The organism is Dyadobacter sp., from assembly GCF_017744695.1.
In the GTDB taxonomy this organism is placed as follows: domain Bacteria; phylum Bacteroidota; class Bacteroidia; order Cytophagales; family Spirosomataceae; genus Dyadobacter.
The window spans coordinates 271,990-292,205 of the sequence record NZ_JAGIAS010000009.1; the positions used below are offsets into that span (position 1 = coordinate 271,990).

The 20,216-nt window shown below is 50.1% G+C and carries 14 protein-coding genes; 8 read left to right on the forward strand and 6 right to left on the reverse strand.

Annotated elements, in window-relative coordinates; all coding sequences use genetic code 11:
• Positions 1-12 precede the first annotated feature (12 nt).
• A complete protein-coding gene (locus J7619_RS27785; RefSeq protein WP_291206927.1) occupies positions 13-1,014 on the forward strand; it encodes an aldo/keto reductase in 1,002 nt (333 codons plus the stop codon).
• 51 nt (positions 1,015-1,065) lie between these two features.
• A complete protein-coding gene (locus tag J7619_RS27790; protein ID WP_291206930.1) occupies positions 1,066-1,983 on the forward strand; it encodes an AraC family transcriptional regulator in 918 nt (305 codons plus the stop codon).
• 29 nt (positions 1,984-2,012) lie between these two features.
• Here J7619_RS27790 and J7619_RS27795 read toward each other — a convergent pair whose 3' ends face one another.
• The 3 genes from J7619_RS27795 to J7619_RS27805 are packed head-to-tail and all read right to left on the reverse strand — an operon-like array spanning position 2,013 to position 4,778.
• Positions 2,013-3,023 carry an ABC transporter permease gene (locus tag J7619_RS27795; protein WP_291206933.1) on the reverse strand — a complete coding sequence of 337 codons (1,011 nt, stop codon included), beginning with the start codon at positions 3,021-3,023 and terminating at the stop codon, positions 2,013-2,015.
• Positions 2,977-3,984: an ABC transporter ATP-binding protein gene (locus tag J7619_RS27800; RefSeq protein ID WP_291206936.1), complete on the reverse strand. Its 1,008-nt coding sequence runs from the start codon at positions 3,982-3,984 to the stop codon at positions 2,977-2,979. The genes J7619_RS27795 and J7619_RS27800 overlap by 47 nt, the downstream gene beginning before the upstream one ends.
• A gap of 5 nt (positions 3,985-3,989) precedes the next feature.
• Complete coding sequence (locus J7619_RS27805) at positions 3,990-4,778, reverse strand: NEW3 domain-containing protein (protein WP_291206939.1); 789 nt, start codon at positions 4,776-4,778, stop codon at positions 3,990-3,992.
• Between the two features lie 383 nt (positions 4,779-5,161).
• Between J7619_RS27805 and J7619_RS27810 the strand changes: the two genes are divergently transcribed.
• The 4 genes from J7619_RS27810 (at position 5,162) to J7619_RS27825 (ending at position 10,071) form a co-directional block, all read left to right on the forward strand.
• Entirely contained in the window at positions 5,162-5,611 is a 450-nt protein-coding gene (locus J7619_RS27810) for an Hsp20/alpha crystallin family protein (protein WP_291206942.1), read from the forward strand.
• Positions 5,612-6,455: 844 nt separating this feature from the next.
• Complete coding sequence (locus J7619_RS27815; protein WP_291206945.1) at positions 6,456-6,914, forward strand: AAA family ATPase; 459 nt, start codon at positions 6,456-6,458, stop codon at positions 6,912-6,914.
• Positions 6,883-7,377, forward strand: coding sequence for a hypothetical protein (locus J7619_RS27820; RefSeq protein ID WP_291206948.1), 495 nt, complete (start codon positions 6,883-6,885; stop codon positions 7,375-7,377). The genes J7619_RS27815 and J7619_RS27820 overlap by 32 nt, the downstream gene beginning before the upstream one ends.
• Before the next feature lie 273 nt (positions 7,378-7,650).
• Positions 7,651-10,071, forward strand: a complete 2,421-nt coding sequence (locus J7619_RS27825; RefSeq protein ID WP_291206950.1) for an ABC transporter permease — start codon at positions 7,651-7,653, stop codon at positions 10,069-10,071.
• A gap of 57 nt (positions 10,072-10,128) precedes the next feature.
• Here J7619_RS27825 and J7619_RS27830 read toward each other — a convergent pair whose 3' ends face one another.
• The 3 genes from J7619_RS27830 to J7619_RS27840 all read right to left on the reverse strand — a co-directional run bounded on the left by J7619_RS27830 (position 10,129) and on the right by J7619_RS27840 (position 13,393).
• Complete coding sequence (locus J7619_RS27830; protein ID WP_291206953.1) at positions 10,129-11,538, reverse strand: alpha/beta hydrolase-fold protein; 1,410 nt, start codon at positions 11,536-11,538, stop codon at positions 10,129-10,131.
• A 67-nt stretch (positions 11,539-11,605) separates the two neighbouring features.
• Positions 11,606-12,334: a LytTR family DNA-binding domain-containing protein gene (locus J7619_RS27835; protein ID WP_291206956.1), complete on the reverse strand. Its 729-nt coding sequence runs from the start codon at positions 12,332-12,334 to the stop codon at positions 11,606-11,608.
• 6 nt (positions 12,335-12,340) lie between these two features.
• On the reverse strand, positions 12,341-13,393 hold the full coding sequence (locus J7619_RS27840; protein WP_291206959.1) for a sensor histidine kinase: 1,053 nt from the start codon (positions 13,391-13,393) through the stop codon (positions 12,341-12,343).
• Positions 13,394-13,457: 64 nt separating this feature from the next.
• On the opposite strand from J7619_RS27840, the gene J7619_RS27845 reads away from it, so the two are divergent.
• Both J7619_RS27845 and J7619_RS27850 read left to right on the forward strand, forming a co-directional pair.
• Entirely contained in the window at positions 13,458-15,833 is a 2,376-nt protein-coding gene (locus J7619_RS27845) for a TonB-dependent receptor domain-containing protein (RefSeq protein WP_291206963.1), read from the forward strand.
• 201 nt (positions 15,834-16,034) lie between these two features.
• Positions 16,035-20,129, forward strand: coding sequence for a two-component regulator propeller domain-containing protein (locus J7619_RS27850; RefSeq protein ID WP_291206966.1), 4,095 nt, complete (start codon positions 16,035-16,037; stop codon positions 20,127-20,129).
• Positions 20,130-20,216 lie beyond the last annotated feature (87 nt).

Genomic DNA, 20,216 nt, shown 5'->3' on the forward strand with positions numbered 1-20,216 from the left:
AATACCAACAGTATGAAACTTGTAAAATTAGGAAGTCAGGGGCTCGTGGTGCCGTCGCTAGGGCTGGGCTGTATGGGAATGACTGGCATGGCGCATATGGATATTTATGGCAAAGCGGATGAAGCCGAAGCCATTGCCACCATACACCGCTCGCTCGAACTTGGCGGGAATTTTCTCGACACAGCCGATCTTTACGGCCCGCTCGTCAACGAACAGCTCATTGCCAGGGCAACGAAAGGACGAAGGGGCGATTACCTGATCGCCACGAAGTTTGGCTGGGAAATCGACGATAATGCGCAGATTACCTGGAAGTTCAGGGCAGATAAGGCTTATGTGAAGAAAGCCGCGGAGCGCTCGCTCGAAAACCTGAAAACCGACTACATTGATCTGTACTATTTGCACCGGCTCGACGCCAATACACCCATTGAGGAAACCGTGGAGGCCATGTCTGACCTGGTAAAGGAAGGCAAAGTGCGTTACATCGGATTGTCGGAAGTTTCTGCTGAAACTGTCCGCAGAGCCCATGCGATCCACCCGGTCACTGCGGTGCAAACCGAGTATTCACTCTTTGAACGCAATCCCGAAGAAGCAGGCATTATGAGAGCGCTGGAAGAACTTGGCGTTGGCTTTGTGGCGTATTCGCCGCTAGGTCGCGGGTTTATTTCGGGCGAACTGAAAACGCCGGATGATCTTGCCGAAGACGATTTCAGACGGAGTATCCCACGCTTTCAGGGTGAGCAGTTTTACAAAAACCTGGATTTGCTTGCGGAAATCCAGCGCATGGCGGAGGAGAAGCAGGTAACGTCCTCGCAGCTGGCGCTGGCGTGGGTGATGGCCAAAGGCGCCGTGCCCATTCCGGGAACGAAGCGCCGAAAGTACCTGGTAGAAAATATCGCTGCCACCGAAATCGTGCTCAGCCATGACGATCTGGCGCGGTTGGAAGCCATTATTCCATTGGGGACTGAAACGGGCGATCGGTACGACAAATTTGGTATGGACGCGATTGACCGCTAACTCATGTGCGGGCAGGGTAACGTTCCTGCCCGTATGTTTTATATTTATCAAATGAAAAGGCAGACCCCCTATATAATCCATTCTATTTCGGAGCAGCACCGGCTACTGGGCTTACCAAAGCCTGTGCACCCGCTGGTGAGCGTCTTCGATTTTAACGAAATGGATCATGCCCATGCCGATACCGGCAGGGAGATGCTCGTCATGGATATGTATTGTACTTCATTGAAAAGAAATGTGATCGGCAAGGTACGTTACGGGCAGGGTTTCTGCGATTTTGATGAAGGAATCATGTTTTGCACGGCGCCCGGCCAGGTGGTCAGCAATATTTCGGAAGACCATAGGCCCAGCGGCTGCTGCGTGGTATTCCACCCCGATTTTATCAGACGTCACCCGCTCGGGCAGCGCATGAAAGAATACAGTTTTTTCGACTATGCCGTCAGCGAGGCGCTTCACCTCTCCGAACAGGAGGAAGGCCTGGTGCTGTCGGTCATGAAAATGCTCGGAGAGGAAATCAGCGGGCGGATCGACGCATATTCCGAAAATGTGATCATCGCGCACCTGGAACTGCTTTTAAGTTACGGGCAACGTTTTTATGGCAGGCAATTCCTGACCCGAAAACCCGTTACCAGCGACGTGCTCATGCGACTGGAAGAGCTCCTGGCTGATTACTTCGCCAGCGACCGGCCCATTTCCGAAGGTTTGCCGACGGTATCCTATTTGGCCAGTCAGCTGAATTTTTCCGACAACTACCTGAGCGATCTGCTCAAAAGCCTCACCGGTCAAAACACGCAACAGCACATTCACCGGTTTGTAATCGAGAGGGCCAAAACGCTGCTTACCCAAACGCTGCTCACCGTAAGCGAGATCGGTTTCAAGCTGGGTTTTGAATTTCCTCAATCGTTCAGTAGACTTTTTAAAAGCAAAACAAATACTACTCCGCTTGATTATCGTCGGTCCTTTCATCGCTGAATGGTATGCTGATCCAGCCCGATCTGATTCTAGCTTCTGATCTCTCTCCGCATGAATAAGTAGTAAGAATACGCAAAGCAAAGAAAAGTTGCGGCCAATAACCCCGATAACTGGGGCCAAACCACCATCAGGCTTTCCATAAACGGAAGTGGCGAGGGAATAGCGCCCGCCATTTGTTCCATGGTCATAGGGCCCAGGCTTCGCACAGATGGCATCAGCAAAGTGGTCGTCGCATCGGAAAACAGCTGGCTTGGCGCGAGACGGAGTACATTCAGCATCATTTCATTGTAGCCGACCACGTCCGCCTCGGTATGTATGGTATGTCTGGGAATGAAAGCGGCCATCACCAAATTGACGACTATCTGATAAAATACTGTAAAGAATAACCACACACCGATCGCTGCGAGCGCGGACGTGGCCGTTTGTTTGAATGCGATCGAGAACAATATCGACAAGCTGAGCCAAAACCCGACATAGACGACCGCCAGGACGGTGAAGGTGAAAATTCGGAGTACCTCGACCGGTTCGATCAAAACTCCTGTGATACACAAGCCTGCGCCAATCATCAGTAAGACGAGCGTAAAAAACAGGGTACCTACAAGGATTAACGCACTCACAAATTTTGCCAGGATCAGGTTGTCGCGGTATACAGGCTGAGCCATCAGGCGAATCAAGGTGCCGTTGTTCTGTTCAGAATTGATCGCATCGAAACCCAGCGCTATCCCGAGCAGGGGGCCTAGAAAATTCAGAAATACGTGAAACGGGGGCATTGTGCCGTCTGTACTGGTAAGCAGTTTCAGGTAAAGAAACGTGTTATCCGGGTCCTGAGCATTTGAAACTATGCTTCTGATATTGCTCAGTGAAACATACAAAGCCCCAAAAAATGTGAGCGCCAGCAAGGCCAGCAATAGGATAAGCCGCCAGCTACGGATATGGTCAGTCACTTCTTTATCGACCACCACCCAAAAAGCGGTGGTCGGGTTCGCGGCGGGCTCACTTTTTATTGACGTACCTTTTGAAAATGCTGCGAGACTTTTCATGGGCATTGTTTTCAATTAAATTATTGTCAAAGTATTTTTGATAAATCTCATCAAGTCCGAATTCCCGCTTATGGACACCCATTACGTCAAGCCCCTTGGCGACGAAGAAGCGGACAATGTCAGGCGTAACATCCGAGGCGCACGCGATCTGCACGAGGTTTTCGGTAATGCGCAATCCTTGCACATCCGGGATGTTTCGCAGTTCATCACTATGCTCCCAGGAGGCTGGTAAAGGTTCTCTCACTGTGATGCCGACCGAGTAGGAGTCTTCGGCAAAAAGGGTTTGCGAAAGCTTGTGAATATTTCCCTCCATCTGCATTTTACCGGCAGCGAAAATACCTACACGGTCACAAACCATTTGGACCTGGTGCAAATGGTGGGAAGACAATAGGACTGTCAGTCCCTGCTCTCTACTCAACTGGTGTATCAGACTGAGGAATTCTTTAACGCCCGCAGGGTCGATACCGAGCGTGGGTTCGTCGAGGATAATTACTTCCGGACGCTTGATTAACACTTCTGCGAGCCCCAGCCTTTGTTTCATACCGCGGGAAAAAACAGACGCCCTCTTGCGTGCCGAGTCGCCCAGTCCGACCAGATCCATCAGATCCAGCGCGCGCCGGTTTGCCTCTTTTTCAGGGAGGCCGTTCAGTTTTCCGGTGTATACCAGGTTTTCAAGGGCTGTCATGCTTTCGTAAAAGCCGATGCTGTCGGGCATGTAGCCTACTTTGCGCTTTACCAGGATGGGATTGGTCGTTGCGTCGATCCCGCAGACCAGCGCTTTGCCCGAAGTGGGCTCGGTAAGCCCGAGCATCATCAGGATGGTCGTAGTCTTCCCTGCTCCGTTCGGGCCTAGCAAACCGAATATTTCGCCTTTTTCGATTTTCAGGTTGAGCTCATCGACTGCCTTTAGAGAACCATAACATTTAGTCAACCCCTTCAAATCAATGACAGGATTTTCCATACTGTTTATCGTCTGCCGTATTTTCTGATTAACCCGAATATCAAGCCGATGGCAAGTAAAATGACGAGAATGCCAAGCCAACCAGACAGCAGGGAAGTTTTGACGGTGATCCGGAAAGCAGCGTCAGCATTTGCGTTCTGCGTTTTGGCAGTAAACGTGGAGACGTAATCTCCGGCTATTGTTTTGTCGGGAACATGCACCTTGGCGGTTATATCGATAGAACCGGAGGGGTCTATACGCTCCACCTTGGCCGGCTCAAAGGTGACCTGCCATTTCGGGGGTGTCTGGGCTGACAGTTCCACGTTGGTAAGCGGCAGGGTGCCCGTGTTCTTGATCGTGCATACGATCTGCTCCACGCTGCCTTCCGTGACATTTTCACTGAGTCGCCCGGACGGGGTTGTCAGTTCAATCTTGTAAGCCCCTTTGAGAACAGCTTCAAGATTGAGCCTGAGCGTGTCGACAGGCGAAACCGCCGTTACAGGAATGGCATACTTTCCCGGCTTGGAATAAGGGCTTGCGCTCAGTTCTACGGATACCTCTTGCGTGGCGCCCGCGTCAAGATGGACCGAGGTGACCGGGCTGCCCAAGGTACGAAAGGATACCAGCCAGCCGGAGGGCACTTTCGCGTCCAAAGCATAGATCTTTGGCTGACCAGCCCCGTTTTTCAGTGTTGCCGAATACCGGAATGGCTCATTGGCGCTGGCTTCCAGATTAAATAAGTTGGTTTGAAAAGAAGAAGCTCCGATGGGTTTACCCGAAGGCTGAGCCTGTGAATTTGCCGGGAGTCCGGCCATGAAAAGTAAACCGCAAATGGAATAAGTGTTGTACTTTTTGAGAATTGGACAAAAAAGAGACATAATCTAACAAACAAAAGTTATCACTAAGTTTCATTTATTAAAGAATGATTGCGAAGCCTCGTTCGGCCTGCGCACTTTTCTTGCCGCGAAAATAAAAAATGAGTGAATTTTTCAAAAACCTGTTCAATAAAAATTTCCGATACTGCCAGGTTTGTCAGTTTTCTGCAGTGTAAAACTGTCAGAAAAAATGTCAGAACCCTGAAAAAATTTCCGGCAAATCCGGCTTGGAACATACTTTGAATTAGCAGGGCCAGGCAGGCAATCAAGGCCGGCCGAAAGTTCATTATTCATTGTTTAACTTTTTAAAAAGGAGGTTGATTATGTCACTCATCAAAAGGAACGGGCTATTGCCCACAGCATTCCCGGCGCTGTTCGACGATTTCTTTGGCCGCGAACTTTTTAACTGGGGCAACAATAACTACTCAGCTACCAGCACAACAGTGCCTTCGGTAAACATCCGCGAGACAGGCGATAACTTCGAGGTTGAAATGGCCGCTCCCGGAATGGACAAAAGCGACTTCAAGGTCGAGCTGGATGGCAACACGCTCACCATAAGCTCTCAAAGAGAGCACCAGCAGGAGTCTGATCAGGATGGTTACAGTCGCAGGGAGTTCAGCTACCAATCCTTCCAGAGGAGCTTTGTCCTCCCAAGGGACGTCGTCGATGTCGAGCACATCGCAGCCAGATATGAGAACGGCCTGCTTCACCTGACCATCCCCAAACAGGAACAGGCGAAGCAAAAAGCCCCAAGGCTGATTGAGATAGCTTAATCGAAAAAGAGGGTCTGCCTGGCAGACCCTCTTTTTTTCTATCGGTTCATTGCGTTAAGTTTTAATGAAATAAGTAATTGATTTTTAACCACTACTCCCGCCCATTAGCCTATGGGTTTATCGACCCCAATATCCAACTCTCGTGGTTTAGTATAATCTCCTATATTTGCTCCGCAAACGTTACTAAAATTACTATGAGCTTACTACAAAAACACAGGAAAAAATTGGTCTTGGAGAGGCATACGGGTGAAAGTCCCGAGACCTGCCGAAGCTCGCTTTGGTGACGTTTGCAGTGACCTCTCCTTATTCATTCACCTCAATCCATTTTAACTTGCAAACGTCAAATGGTCAAGGTGTTGTCATGAATGAGCATTCTGCCAACACAACGAATGATGCACGTCAGGCATTAACAGCTGGTTCGCAGCTGACAACTTTACAGGCCGAGTTTCTGTACCTGGTTGAATGTCAAGGTTGTCAGGAACTATCGGGTTCGTTAAAAAATGATTCACGATCTGGCATTGTATCACTCGGACATTCCGCTTGATCAGGCTCAGAAATCAGCGCTGTTTGATCTGAAACTTCTGTGGGAGGGTTTGGAGCGAATGGCTGAGAGCGCTTAGAAATTGAGGACTGTCGGTTGGCAGTCCTTTTTAATGAACGAGCGTATAACTTTCTGGAAGACTTCTGCACAAGTAATGGGCTAGACATTGGTAACTGGACATTGGCAAGTTGAAAGGAATGAGCAAATTGGGAACAAGATTCTCTTTTGCGATTTGTTCCTCCTCTTAAAGTGTTATTTGAAAATTACAGAATTCCACTATTTCTGTAATTTATAAATAACACTTTGGAGGCTCTTTTCACCAAATACTTACCGAAACTGCAACGCACTTCGACCGAGTTCGTGCGGGACTTTATTTGTCAGATCGACTGGGAGCGTAATCGATTGATCGGCATTAAAGGCGCTCGTGGTGCCGGGAAGACAACGCTCGTCCTGCAATATTTAAAGCAGACGGCGTTACCAACCGGCCAGTCGTTATACGTCAGTTCGGATGATCTCTATTTCAGTGCGCATGGTCTATATGACCTGGGAGAGGCTCTTGTTCGGACTGGTGGGCGGCTCCTGGTGTTGGACGAGGTTGACCGGTATGCCAATTGGTCGCAGGAGATCAAAAATCTTTACGACGACTTCCCTGATTTACGGATCGCCTTCACCGGTTCGTCGATTATGCACCTGGAACGCAGCAAGGGTGATTTAAGTCGCCGGGGCAGTCATGTATCATTTACATGGGCTCTCGTTCCGTGAATTTCTTCAGATTCAACAAATTGTGTCCTGGCCTGCAGTATCTCTGCCAGATCTTCTGAAAGGCCACACAGAATTGGCGTTGGATCTGACGCAGGGAATCAAGCCGCTGATGCACTGGAACGATTATCTTCAATACGGCTACTATCCATATTTTTTGGAGAACAAAGACGTCTATGTGCAAAAGCTGACCGAAACAATTCATCTTAGTTTGGGGTTGAATTTGCCAGCAGTTTATGGTATAAGCTATGCTTCCGTTGACAAGCTGAAACAACTGCTTGTGGTGCTGGCCGAAAGTGTGCCTATGAAACCGAATATCAGCAAGCTTGGTGAAACGCTGAATACGAGTCGGGCTGGTCGTGGAGTATATGCATTATCTGGAAGAGCTGGGAATTTTGACGTTGTTGGGCTTGAAGTGGGGTACGGCGATAAAATTCCGCTTTGGATGTTTGGACTATTGTACTGAGCCAATTCCAACCAACCCGACCAGGTTCTGACTTTTCGACCAAACTCAACCGGTTTCTACCCGTTTCAGGTTTTTGATGTTTTCAATCACGCCCCCACGCTATTTAACTGTCCAATCGCGAACGTGCCCCGTCCGAATTTGAACGGTGGGATGACACATTTTGCAGACCTGTGCCTTACAAAAGCCGTTTCCGGGCAGTGGTATTACATTTGATTTACACCATTGTTTGTAAAAAGTATTTCAGGTCAGTATTCCAATCCCGGCAACATCGGTATGATCCGCAATCATTTCAAAATCGCCTTTCGTAATTTGATCAAAAACAAGGCATATTCTGCTATCAATATTGGCGGGCTGGCCGTGGGTATGGCTGTCGTGGTGCTCAATGGTTTGTGGCTATGGGACGAGTTGACATTCAATACCTATCATAAAAACTACGACCGGGTCGCCAAGGTCACTGAGCTCGGGACAAGGACTGATGACGGAAGGCACTATTCCAATGTGATGTTGCCCTATCCGCTGGCAACCGAACTGAAGTCAAACTATCCGGGATACTTTAAGCATATCCTCATTACCCGGGAGCCGGAAGATTATATTCTGTCTTCCGGAGACATAAAACTGAGCCAGAGAGGGCAGTTCATCGAAGGGGGCATTGCGGAAATGCTCTCATTGAAGATGCTAAGGGGCAGTTGGGCCGCGCTAGCCGATCCGCATTCCATTTTGTTGTCGGCTTCGGCAGCCAGAGCCATGTTCGGGGATAAAGACCCGATGAACAAGCTTGTCAGGATTAACGCAAGCATGGATGCGAAGGTAACGGGCGTGTATGAGGATTTACCCGGCAATACCGAATTCAACGATATTCGCTTTTTTGCGCCATTCGACCTATGGACATCGATCAATCCCTGGGTGAGGCAACAGCAATGGGATAATTGGTTCCTGTCCATAATTGTACAACTCATGCCGGAGGCGGATATAAGTCAGGTCTCCGGCATGATCAAGGATATCGAGCTCAATAACCTCAAAAAACTGGATGGGACGGCGGAAATGCTGGCCCGGCATCCACAAATAAGTCTGCTGCCGATGAGCCGGTGGCACTTGTACGGCCATTACGACGTGGAAGATAACGGGCCGGTGCAGATGGTATGGCTCATCGGGCTGATCGGCGCATTTGTTTTGCTATTGGCCTGCATTAATTTTATGAACCTGGCAACGGCCCGGTCGGTAAACAGGGCAAAGGAGGTTGGCATTCGTAAAGCCGTCGGTTCGTTGCGCGGACAACTCGTCAGGCAGTTTTTAAGCGAATCATTTCTGGTTGTTTTTCTTGCATTTGCCATCACGATCCTGTTGGTCAATAGCGCATTACCCTGGTTTAATAACATAACCTCGAAACGACTAAGCTTCCCCTGGACAAACACCTATTTCTGGTTGGCAAGCCTTGTTTTTATCGGATTCACCGGCTTTGCTGCCGGTAGTTATCCTGCCTTGTACCTTTCTGGTTTTCAGCCTGTAAAGGTCCTGAAAGGTATGATAGGCCAGGGGGCATCCGGGATCGGGAGTCTGGCTGCTATGCCCCGTAAGGTGCTGGTTGTCATTCAATTTACTGTTTCGGTTACGCTGGTGATCAGTACGTTGCTCATATACAGGCAAATTCAGCATGTCAAGAACAGGCCGATCGGTTATAACCGGAACGGACTATTACTGATCCGGAAAAAAACGGCTGATTTCTCAGGAAAGTCGGACTTGCTACGGCAGGAATTGAAAAATACAGGTGTTGTGAAAGAGGTGGCAGAGTCGAGAAGCTCGGTGACGGATATTACCATGTGGAACGGCGGTTTTTCCCGGAAAGGAGAAGAAATTACTTGCCCCACAGGATGCGGCACGCTACCGGTCAGCGCGGAATACGGGAAAACGGTGGGCTGGCAATTTGTTGCCGGCAGGGACTTTAACAGGCAATTTGCCAGCGACTCCTCAGGCTTCATCATCAACGAATCCTTCGCAAAACAGATGGGGCTCAAAAATCCGGTGGGTGAAACGGTGGTATGGGGGCCCAGCTGGCGTAAGCCAAAGTCATATCAGATCCTGGGTGTAGTCAAAGATATGGTCGCTATGTCGCCCTTTGAGCCAACGGTCCCCACCGTATTTTTCATGGAAAAGACACAGGATTGGATCAATATCCGGCTCAATCCGGACGTGAGCGCATCGGAAGCATTGCCGAAATTGGAAGCGGTCTTTAAAAAGCTGGTCCCTTCTACACTTTTCGATTACAAATTCGCCGATCAGGAATATGCATTGAAATTTGCCCGGGAAGACAGAATAGGCTATCTCGGCCTTGTATTTACGGTGATTGCCATTTTTATTTCCTGCCTTGGCCTTTTTGGGCTAGCTGCTTTTATGGCTGAGCAGCGCACGAAAGAAATCGGTATCAGGAAAGTCCTTGGGGCATCGGTGCTCAATGTTTGGGGTTTGCTTTCGAAAGACTTCATCGTTCTGGCGCTGATCGCCTTTGTGATTGCTACACCAATCGCTCATTATTTCCTCCATAACTGGTTGCATCAATACACTTACAGGACTGAGCTGTCATGGTGGATTTTTGCGCTTTCTGGGATTGGGGCACTGGTCGTCACCCTGCTGACGGTCAGTTTTCAGAGCATCAAAGCCGCGCTGATGAACCCGGTTAAGAGCTTGCGGATGGAGTAATTCGATTGCACCATTCGAAACCCCGATATACTTTGTAGGGCCGGGCCCCCGTCAATTTTACCACGTTACAACCGGGTTCGTCCACCAGTCGTCCCGGCCGTTCTTACTGTAATACATGCCAAAATGGAGTGGTGTATGCCTCGCACGCTTATCGGGATGTTCGACTCGCAGCGTATAATTTCCACTGCGAAGCGGCAGGATGATTGCCTGGCGCAGGTTAGCGTTTTCTGCATCCGCCTGCAATAGCAACGAGTCGTTCAGGAAAAGCTTTGTGCCTACCGGTGGTGTGCATTGCAGCACATAATAGCCATCCTTGTCGATCTGTACCCAGCCATCCATGACTTCTGCCGCATTGTCTTTGAAGTTACCCGACAACCTTCGGGCCGGATCCAATTTTGTCTTTCGCGGTTTGGGACTGAGGTAGCCGCCAGGCCGCAGGTTGACAGGGATCGGGTGGTCCCAGCGTCCACTCGGCGAAAAGGAATAAAGTTTTAACTTCTCCGGTTCGCTCACCAATAGATGATCGTCGAGTTTCTCGCTTGACCGGGCAGGTGTTGCGCCGTCTATCGTGTAGCGGATATCCGAATAATCAGTCGGTATGTAGAGCTTCACGGGCTTATCTTTCAGCACAATACCGCCATTCGGATAACAGCGGGCAGATCGGACATAGTAGCCAAGGTAGGAAAACTTGAGCCCATCGTAGATCGATTTGAAAGGGGTAGAGCTATGTACTTCGTCGGGATAGAGTGCCGAATGCCAGCGTAACCCGGCAGGAGCGGCTACCGCGAGTACGCTATCCATCATGGCCCGGGCCATTTGATGGTAAGAAACCTTTTCGCTCCGCCCGCCGATACTTAGCACAGTGTTGGAAAATTGCATGGCCGGCAGCCGCTTCGCCGCGAGCTGCGGAATCTGCCGGTTGTCATTGTGCAGCGCAGGATCAGCTGTCGCATAAAAGTGAAATAGGGAAGGTTTTTCGAGCAGTGCATAGATCGTGAACAGGCCGCCAAACGACCCGCCGAACAGACCGTTCTCCCCATTTGTGCGGTATTTTTTGTGGATATGCGGAATGAGCTCCTTTTCAAAAAATGCCAGGTAATTTGCCGCTCCACCGGAACTGTCCACATCGGGAAACTTCGTGGGTGTCAGGTCGCGGTCCCGCAGGTTAAAGCCGTTCACATAACGGTTTGGCACCGCCACCAGGATAGCCGGTGGCGCAAACTTCATATTGACCATGTAGCTGAATATCTGCGTGAACAACGGGCCATCCCACTCGCCGTCGAGAACGTACCATACGTCATACCGCGCGGTGTCATTCGCATAACTCGCGGGCAGGGTGATCACAATGTCCCGCTGTTCGCGGAGGATAGCGGAATGCACGGAATCTCTGATCGGTGCGGCAAATTGGGCGCGGAGGTCAGAACAAAGAATCAGCAACGTAACAATGGCACAAAATCGGACTTGCATAGATTGTCAAAGGATTGTTTTAAAATCTTAATACTAAGTTGATCTGTGGCTGGCAATTATTTAGGCCCTATGGCATTCCCAGCACTTTCATCACGTCGGCTTTGTATTGCCGGCCAATGGGCAGCTCCTGGCCGCCTACCTCTATGACCGAAGTATTGAACGATCGGATCTTGTCGGTAGCGATAATGTAAGCACGGTGGATTCGAAGAAACCGGCGATCGGGTAATTTCTCTTCCAGGTAGCTGATCCGCTGGTAGCTCACTACGTCGCCGGACACGGTTTTTACTTTGACATAATCTTTAAGGCTTTCGATGTACAGGATTTCGTTCAGAAACACCTTTATCATCTTCTTGTCTGATTTAAGGTAAATGAACTGTTCATTGATACCGTTCTCATTGGCTGGCACCAGCAGTTGCGGCAGCTTATTAGCGGGCTCATTGCCATGGTATTTATTGATAGCGAGCAGGAACCGGTCGAACGGGACGGGTTTCAGCAGGTAATCCAGCACGTTAAGCTCAAAACCTTCCAATGCATATTCGCGGTAGGCGGTGGTGAAAATTACTTTTGGGCGGTTGGCCAACGTTTTCAGGAAATCGATGCCGGTAAGTTTAGGCATTTGAATGTCCAGGAAAAGCAAATCCACTTTATTTTTTTGCAAAAAAAGCAGCGCCTCCACTGCATTGCAGCATGTGCCGACCAGCGTCAAGGTTTCCAGCTGGCTGATGTACTCCTGCAAAACGGATATGGCCAGCGGCTCATCGTCCACGATCAGGCACCTGATTTTACTTGTGGTCATTGATTTTTACAATCTGATTTTAAGGTCAACCGAATAGTATTCCGCTTCCTTTGTCAAGGTCAGCTGATGTGCTTCCGGATAGAGCAACGCCAGCCGGCGTTTTACATTTTGTAAGCCGATCCCGCCCGTCACACCATTGTCGTTACCGCGCTTTTCGCTCGCCGTACAACTATTTTCCACTTTTACGCCGAGCCATCCGTCTTTTACTTTTAAGTCGATGGTCACCCACACATTTTCCGTTTCATCGCTCACGCCGTGTTTGAATGCATTCTCCACGAAGGGTATCAACAGCAGCGGTGCGATCGTCCTGCCTTCCGTTTCTCCGGAAGCGACTAGCGAAACGTCCAGCCGGTTGCCATACCGGAGTGTTTCGAGCGCAATGTAGTTTTGGATGTGCCCGATTTCCTGTTCCAATAAAATATGCTCCGATTGGGACTCGTAGAGCATGTAGCTCATCAGTTCGGAGAGTTTCAGCACTACCTGCGGCGCAGCCGGGGCCGCTTGCAATGTGAGTGCATAAAGGTTGTTGAGGGTATTGAAAAGAAAATGCGGGTGCACCTGAGCTTTCAACAGGCTGAGCTCGGCCGCTAGTTTTTCACGCATTGTATCCTGATGAAGTCGTTCCTGGTCGATCCAATGCCCGACGGCTTTGATCAAAAGCGTGAACAAAAGGACCGGAGCCAGAAACCATAGCATGACCTTCAAGAGCAGGTACCAGACGAAAATGGGCTCATAATAGGTGGTGTCCGGGAAAAATCGGGGTTCGATAAAGCGCTCGATCAGGATCCGGTTCAGCAGCGCGGCCACGAACAACAATGCCACGGCTGCGACGGCATAGGCAACATACCTTTTCGGCTGGAAAAAGCGGGGGAACAGCACGTAAATATTGACATAGGCAACGAGCATCGCGGCAGGCATTCCTTGTAGTTCAATCAGGAAATAGGCCCAAAGCCCATCCTCGCTTTCCGCATGTACGCCCGTGTATACGAACAGGTAACCCGCCCAGAACAATATGTGCGTGAGCAAACGGTTGCCTGCGATGTAAAAGCGTCGGGTCATTCTGTAACCGGCCGGAGTATGTGATTGTGACTTTGTTATCAAAGTTAACAATTTGAAACCTTTGGTGATTAACATTCGACAGACTGCGATTTTCAAGCAGTTTTCAACCGGTTTTTACCCTCTTTCGGTTAACGGGGCCAATTCGGGTTTTATGCAGGACGTGACAGGTACTTCGGCTAAAACCCGGGAACCGGTAACTGCGATAGCGTTCATTTGCATTGAACCAAATAGAACGGCTATGTCGACGCTTTGCATTTCTAAATCCAATATCCGAACCTTCGTATTTGCCACGTGGAGCCTGCTTGTCATCGGTGCTCGCGGGCAGGGCCTACCGGCAGCGCGCCCGAATGGTTCTCCGGACAGCATTCGGATACGGTCGATGAAAGACGATACTATTTCTTTGCATGAGGTAAAGATCGTAGCCGAAAGACCGGACGTGGATTTACAGCTGGACAAGAAGGTTTACCGCATTGGTAAAGACATTCTGTCGCAGGGCGGGGCGGCTGCGGATGTGCTCAACGGCATTCCGTCCGTTGCTGTCGACGCAGCGGGGGTGATCAGGCTCCGGGGGAACAGCCATGTGGCCGTGTTGATCAATGGCCGACGGTCCGGTCTTGCGCTGGCTGGCATCCTGGCGCAGATTCCGGCGGGTGGTATCGAAAAGATTGAAGTGATAACCACGCCGTCGGCCAGGTACGATGCCCTGGGACCGGCAGGAACGATCAACATCATCCTTAAAAAGAATGACAAGGAGAAATTCGCGGGCCAGGCGCGCATGGTGGCGGGGCAGCCAAATGATTACAATCTGAATGCCAACCTGAGCTACAAGGCTGGCCCCTGGAACGTTTTCGCTACGTTAGGCGGCCGCTATTCGGATTACGTCGGGTTTTATACTACAAGGCAAATGGCAATAGATCATGCCGCCAATTCACTGGAAAAAGTGCAGCATGAGAGCCGCCACGACGATGGCAGATTGATTTACCTCGGGGGAGACTACCGGCTCGATTCAAAAAATATCTTTACGCTGGCATATTTCAGAAATGCGACCAAAGACATCGATGGCACCACACTCGATTACGCTTTCGGGCCTGCCGGTGCCGACAGCCTGCTCACGCGCAAAGGCAGCTCGCACGAAAGCCGTAGTTATAACCAGTTTGAATCCAATTATACCCGGACGTTTAACAGAGAGGGAACAAAACTAACGGCCGATGTGCAATACGACTTTTGGAATAGCGATAAAACATGGGCTTTGTCGACAAGCAGGACATTCCCATTGCCCGCTGCATTACCTGCCATCCGGACGGCTTCGACAGGCGGCAGCCGCGATCTGGTCATTCAATCCGACTTTGTTTATTCTTTTTCCAACCAGTCGGCGTTCGAAGTGGGCCTCAAAGCGGAAGCCAGGTCGGTACTAAGTGACTATAAAGCCGAGCAATACCTGGATGACACCTGGGCGGTGCTGGACGGCATCGATAACAAGGTCAGTTATAAGGAGAAGATCGGTGCAGCTTATGCACAATACAGAAGCCGCCCGGGAAAGCTCCGTTACCAGTTTGGCCTGCGTTATGAGTACACCCAGGTCGATATTCAGGACAGGAAAGGCGATTTCGGCAGCAGAAAGCATTATGGCCGTATGTTTCCGTCTGTGAATCTGAGCTATATTCTACAAGAAAGGGCCACCATCCAGGCTAATTATTCCAGGCGTATCGGCAGGCCGTCGCTGTGGTACTTATATCCGTTCAACGAGGTCACCGATCTTAATGCGCAGTTTGTCGGTAACCCGGGGCTAAACCCTTCGTTTACGCATGTAATGGAGCTGGCTTTGACAAAACAGTGGGACAAACTTACATGGAGCCCGACTATTTTCGCCCAATTTACAACGGCTCCGATGCTGCAATACACCTTCCAGAATGATAGGAACGTGATGATCACCATGCCCTTTAATCTGTCTGGCGAAAAGCGCTGCGGCGTTGAACTTTCGGCGGCTTATAATCCGCTGTCGTGGCTGTCGATCCATGCGCAGTGGACCGGGTATTTGTTTCACCAGCGCGGCAAATACCGGGATGCTGATTTTAGTTTTTCAAACCAGTCGTGGAACGGAAGGCTCAACATGCGCCTGAAATTACCCTGGGCGCTTATGTTTCAATGCCGGCTGGATGCGCAGGGACCTGATAACAATGCGCAAAGCAAAACGGGGGCCTATTGCTATTTGGCGTCAGGACTTAGCAGAACCCTGTTTAAAGGCAAGGCTACATTAGTACTGGACGGAACCAACATTTTAAATACTAACAAACAAAGAACGCTGACAGTCACAGAAAACTACCGCATCGATCGCGTCAGTAACTTCAACGCCGCCCGGTTCCGACTGGGTCTTACTTACCGTTTCAGCCAATCGGAGAGCCCAACTTTCAGAAACCGAAAGGAAGCAAATCGGGATTGATTGAGCAGGGCATGCGCCGGCTGCCAATTAAATAACATCAGTTTCGTGCAATTTTTGTCGGTCAGAAAGCTACTTTTGAGTACGAACCGGAAATGGTTATCGGACATTAAATCTAGTAGCAAGGGTTGTTGATTTTGAAGATTGGTAGTGAAACGACTAAGTCTATTGAAGAGTTGCGCGTTGGCAATGGTGCTTGTGCTTATGCAAGCCTCATTTTCAGTGTTTGGGCAGCAGCGTCGGTTTGTTCATATTGACGCCCGCCAGGGCCTTTCCCATGCCCATATCAAGGTGGTATACCGCGATGAGACCGGTTTTCTCTGGATTGGTACCGAATCTGGCCTCAACCGGTTTGACGGCTACACGATAAGGGTGTTTCGGAATGATGCCTCGGACGCTACCTCACTCTTTGACGACGATATTACCGGATTATTTAAAATGCCCGCGGGGAAAATGGGGGTTCTTACCAGTCGCGGCCCTTGCATTTATGACCCCGCAACGGAGTCTTTCTCGCGGCCCTTGCAAGGTTTTCAGGCCTATTCAATTCGTAAGCCGGCCGATCTGAAAGAGATTGTACCGGATAGCAAGGGTAATTATTGGTTTATCATTCAGAATGACGGACTCACTTGCTATAATGAAAAAAGCAAGAAGGCCTTCTCGATCAGGCATACCGACCGTGATACGACTTCCATTGCCAGCAACGACGTCACCTCGATAGTACAACACCCCGATGGCACCTACTGGGTGGCACATTCGAACGGGCTGGTTGAAAACATAGTCGTCGGCAAGCAGGGCGTCAGGGTAGTAAAAAGGCTCAACTTTTTTCAGGACCGGAAGGCCCGTAAGGAAGATCTGCTGCATTGCAAGCTCGTACTGGACGGTGACGGGGATATTTGGGTGTATCCCACCAATTTTGATATGGGTGTGGCTTATTGGAACAAGCAGTTGGGGAAAGTACAATATTTGGGAAAAACCTTCGGAAGCCCACGGCTGAGTTCGAGCATGATCACAGGCGTAGTGACGGATCCCGATGGTGATGTCTGGATATCCAATGGGCAGACTGGCATAGATGTGCTCAATAAAAAAACACGGTCGGTTACCAACATGCGGCATGCATCCGACAATGAGAATGGATTGAGCCACAATTCTATCACCACATTGCTCAAAGACACCGAAGGGGTTATTTGGGTAGGTACCTATAAAAGCGGGCTGCATTATTTTCATAAGAACAGCAAACGATTCCCGCTCGTCAACCGGCATACAATGCCTTATGGCCTGCCTTTTGAGGACATCAACGCATTTGTGGAGGATGCCAAAGGCAATCTCTGGCTTGGAAGCAACGGGGGAGGGCTGATGTACTACGACAGGAGTACAGGGAAATTCACGACTTACCGTTACGATCCGGGCAATCCGCGGTCGCTGAGCAGCGATGTTGTGGTCAGTTTGTGCCTGGACCATAAAAACAGGTTATGGATCGGGACTTTTTTGGGGGGACTGAACTGCTTTGACGGGCAACGGTTTACCCGCTACCAGTACGATCCCGCCAAACCGCAGAGCCTTCCGGGCAGGAGTGTATGGGAGATCTTCGAAGACTCGCAGCGGCGGCTCTGGGTCGGTACCCTCGACGGCGGCCTTTGTCTGTATAACCGGCCATCGGACAACTTCACCAAATACCGGCATCCTGACCAGCGGGCGCTTTATTCTACCTATGTTCCGACTATTTTTGAGGACTCGGAAGGAAATATGTGGTTTGGGACTTCAACAGGGATCGATGTGTTGAAGAAGACGTCCGGCGCGTTGGTCCATTTTGAAACAGAAAAAGGGAACCCGTCCTCCATAGCGAGCAACGACATCTTTGGCATATTACAAGATACCAGGGGGCGGATATGGATCGGCTCCCGGGGAGGGCTCAGTTTATGGTTGCCGGAGTCGGGCACGTTCGTCAATTACAGTGAAAAGAACGGATTGCCTCATAACGCGATTTTGTCGATGGCCGAGGATGGGGACGGCAGGTTATGGCTGGGTACACCGAACGGGTTGTCATGCGCGACCATTTCCCAGGGAAAGGGCCGCTTACAGCTGACTTTTCGTAACTATTCGGAAATGGACGGGCTGCAAGGCAGGCAATTCAACGAGGATGCTGCGTTCAGGACACGGGGAGGGGAATTGCTTTTTGGCGGGGCCAATGGGTTCAACATATTCCGGCCGAGGGAATTGGGTGGAAATAAGGTAGTGCCCCGACTGGCATTTACAGACTTTCAGCTGTTTAACCGTAGCGTCCGCCCCGGAGCTGCTGTTGGCGGAAGGCAGATACTATCTTCGTCGATCACGACCAATCCTTCCATTGTATTGCAGGCTGGAGAGAATGTATTTTCCATCGAATTCGCTGCGCTTAACTTCATCCAGGCTGGCAAGAGCCAATACAAGTATAAATTAGAAGGCTTTAATGATGATTGGCTACCAGCCGACGCGAACAACCGGAAAGTTACCTTTACTAATCTCGATGCAGGCGACTATGTTTTTCGGGTGATTGCATCAAACAACGACGGGCTCTGGAACCGGGAGGGAATATCACTCCATATCAAAGTACTTCCTCCTTTCTGGCGGTCGCCCATTGCTTATGCTTTGTATGCGATAGCGATAGCCCTGCTGCTGCTGGCGGCGCTCAAACTCACACAGGAAAGGGAAAGGATGAAATTTGCCATTATGCAGACGCGCGAGGAGGCCAGGCGTTCACAAGAGCTGGATATGCTAAAGACCAAGTTCTTCACCAACGTCAGCCACGAGCTGCGTACGCCGCTTTCCTTGATCCTGGCCCCGGTCGAAAAGCTCAGTGAAAAGGCCGTCGATGCCCAGGAACGCAAACAGTTTGACCTCATCCAGAGAAATGCCCGGCGGCTGTTGAATATGGTCAATCAGCTGCTGGATTTCAGAAAGCTGGAAGTGAATGAAATCCGGTTTCAGCCCTCGGGCGGGGATATTGTTCAGTTTGTCAAAAGCACGGTCTTTTCATTTTCCGATCTCTCCGAAAAAAGAGCAATCCAGCTCGCATTTCATTCCAATGTCGCTGCGCTGGAAACCCTGTTCGATCACGACAAGCTGGAAAAGATCCTGTTTAACCTGCTTTCCAATGCCATTAAGTTTACGCTCGGCCCGGGTGAGGTAACCGTGACGGTGGATATCCGGGAGTCGGGTGAAAACTGTGTGGCGGAAATCAGTGTCGAAGATACCGGTATCGGGATAGCCCCTGAAAAGCACGAGCTGATTTTTGAGCGGTTTTTTCAGAGCGATTTGCCCAACACGATCATCAACCAGGGAAGCGGTATCGGACTGGCCATCACCAGGGAATTTGTCCGGATCCACGGCGGGACTATCCGTGTGGAGAGCGAACCGGGGAAGGGGAGTTGCTTTGTGGTGGAACTGCCGTTAAAAAAACTGACCGGCGCCGTTGTGCACGGCATAATTAATGAGCCGGTTAAATCGGATGTTTTGGCGGAGGGCGTTCAGGCAGAACAAAAGCAGACGGATAAGCCGCTCATTTTGATCGTGGAGGATAACGAAGATTTCAGGTTCTATCTCAAAGACAACCTGAAAGTGCATTACACGGTGATGGAAGCTTCGACGGGCGAAGAAGGTTGGAATAAAACCATTGCCCAACGTCCGGTACTGATTGTGACAGACATTATGATGCCCGGTTTGAACGGGCTCGACTTTTGCAAAATGGTGAAGGCTGACCCGCGCGTCTGTCAGACACCGGTAATTCTGCTTACAGCGCGATCGGAAGACGAACAGTTCCTGGAAGGGTTTCAGGCCGGAGCAGACGATTACATTCCCAAACCATTCAATTTTCAGGTGCTGGAATCCAGGATCCAGAACCTGATTTCGTCAAGGCAGCAACTCAAAACGTTGTTTTCTTCCGGTAGCGGGATCAAGGCGAGCGAAATCGAAGTAGCGCCTGCTGACCAGCTATTCATTCACGAAATGATCCAGGCGATCGAGCGGCATATTTCCGAGCCAGATTTTTCGGTGGTCGACCTTGCCCGTGAAATGGGAGTGGGGCGCTCGCAGTTTTTCAAGAGGGTTCAGGCTGTTACCGGCAAATCCCCCCTTGAAGTTATACGGGAAATCAGATTGCAGCACGCGGCTCAGCTTTTGGAGAAAAGCCAGCTGTCCGTATCTGAAATTGCCTATCAGGTTGGTTTTAACAATCCCAAATATTTCGCCCGTTACTTCCGGGAGCTGTATCAGGTGCTACCCTCCGAATACTCAGGAAGCAAACGGCAGGCTGGCAAGAGCTAGAATGTGATAGCGTCGATAGGTTACAAAATTGATTTTTTGCTGTTTTTTGGCTATTTAATGCTATTCTGGACTTTTTATCCCCCACAT

Excerpts from the sequence above, each read along its gene's own strand:
- J7619_RS27785 (WP_291206927.1), top strand. The coding sequence starts at position 13 with ATGAAACTTGTAAAATTAGGAAGTCAGGGGCTCGTGGTGCCGTCGCTA.
- J7619_RS27790 (WP_291206930.1), top strand. The coding sequence starts at position 1,066 with ATGAAAAGGCAGACCCCCTATATAATCCATTCTATTTCGGAGCAGCAC.
- J7619_RS27795 (WP_291206933.1), bottom strand. The coding sequence starts at position 3,023 with ATGAAAAGTCTCGCAGCATTTTCAAAAGGTACGTCAATAAAAAGTGAG.
- J7619_RS27800 (WP_291206936.1), bottom strand. The coding sequence starts at position 3,984 with ATGGAAAATCCTGTCATTGATTTGAAGGGGTTGACTAAATGTTATGGT.
- J7619_RS27805 (WP_291206939.1), bottom strand. The coding sequence starts at position 4,778 with ATGGCCGGACTCCCGGCAAATTCACAGGCTCAGCCTTCGGGTAAACCC.
- J7619_RS27810 (WP_291206942.1), top strand. The coding sequence starts at position 5,162 with ATGTCACTCATCAAAAGGAACGGGCTATTGCCCACAGCATTCCCGGCG.
- J7619_RS27820 (WP_291206948.1), top strand. The coding sequence starts at position 6,883 with ATGTATCATTTACATGGGCTCTCGTTCCGTGAATTTCTTCAGATTCAA.
- J7619_RS27825 (WP_291206950.1), top strand. The coding sequence starts at position 7,651 with ATGATCCGCAATCATTTCAAAATCGCCTTTCGTAATTTGATCAAAAAC.
- J7619_RS27830 (WP_291206953.1), bottom strand. The coding sequence starts at position 11,538 with ATGCAAGTCCGATTTTGTGCCATTGTTACGTTGCTGATTCTTTGTTCT.
- J7619_RS27835 (WP_291206956.1), bottom strand. The coding sequence starts at position 12,334 with ATGACCACAAGTAAAATCAGGTGCCTGATCGTGGACGATGAGCCGCTG.
- J7619_RS27840 (WP_291206959.1), bottom strand. The coding sequence starts at position 13,393 with ATGACCCGACGCTTTTACATCGCAGGCAACCGTTTGCTCACGCACATA.
- J7619_RS27850 (WP_291206966.1), top strand. The coding sequence starts at position 16,035 with ATGCAAGCCTCATTTTCAGTGTTTGGGCAGCAGCGTCGGTTTGTTCAT.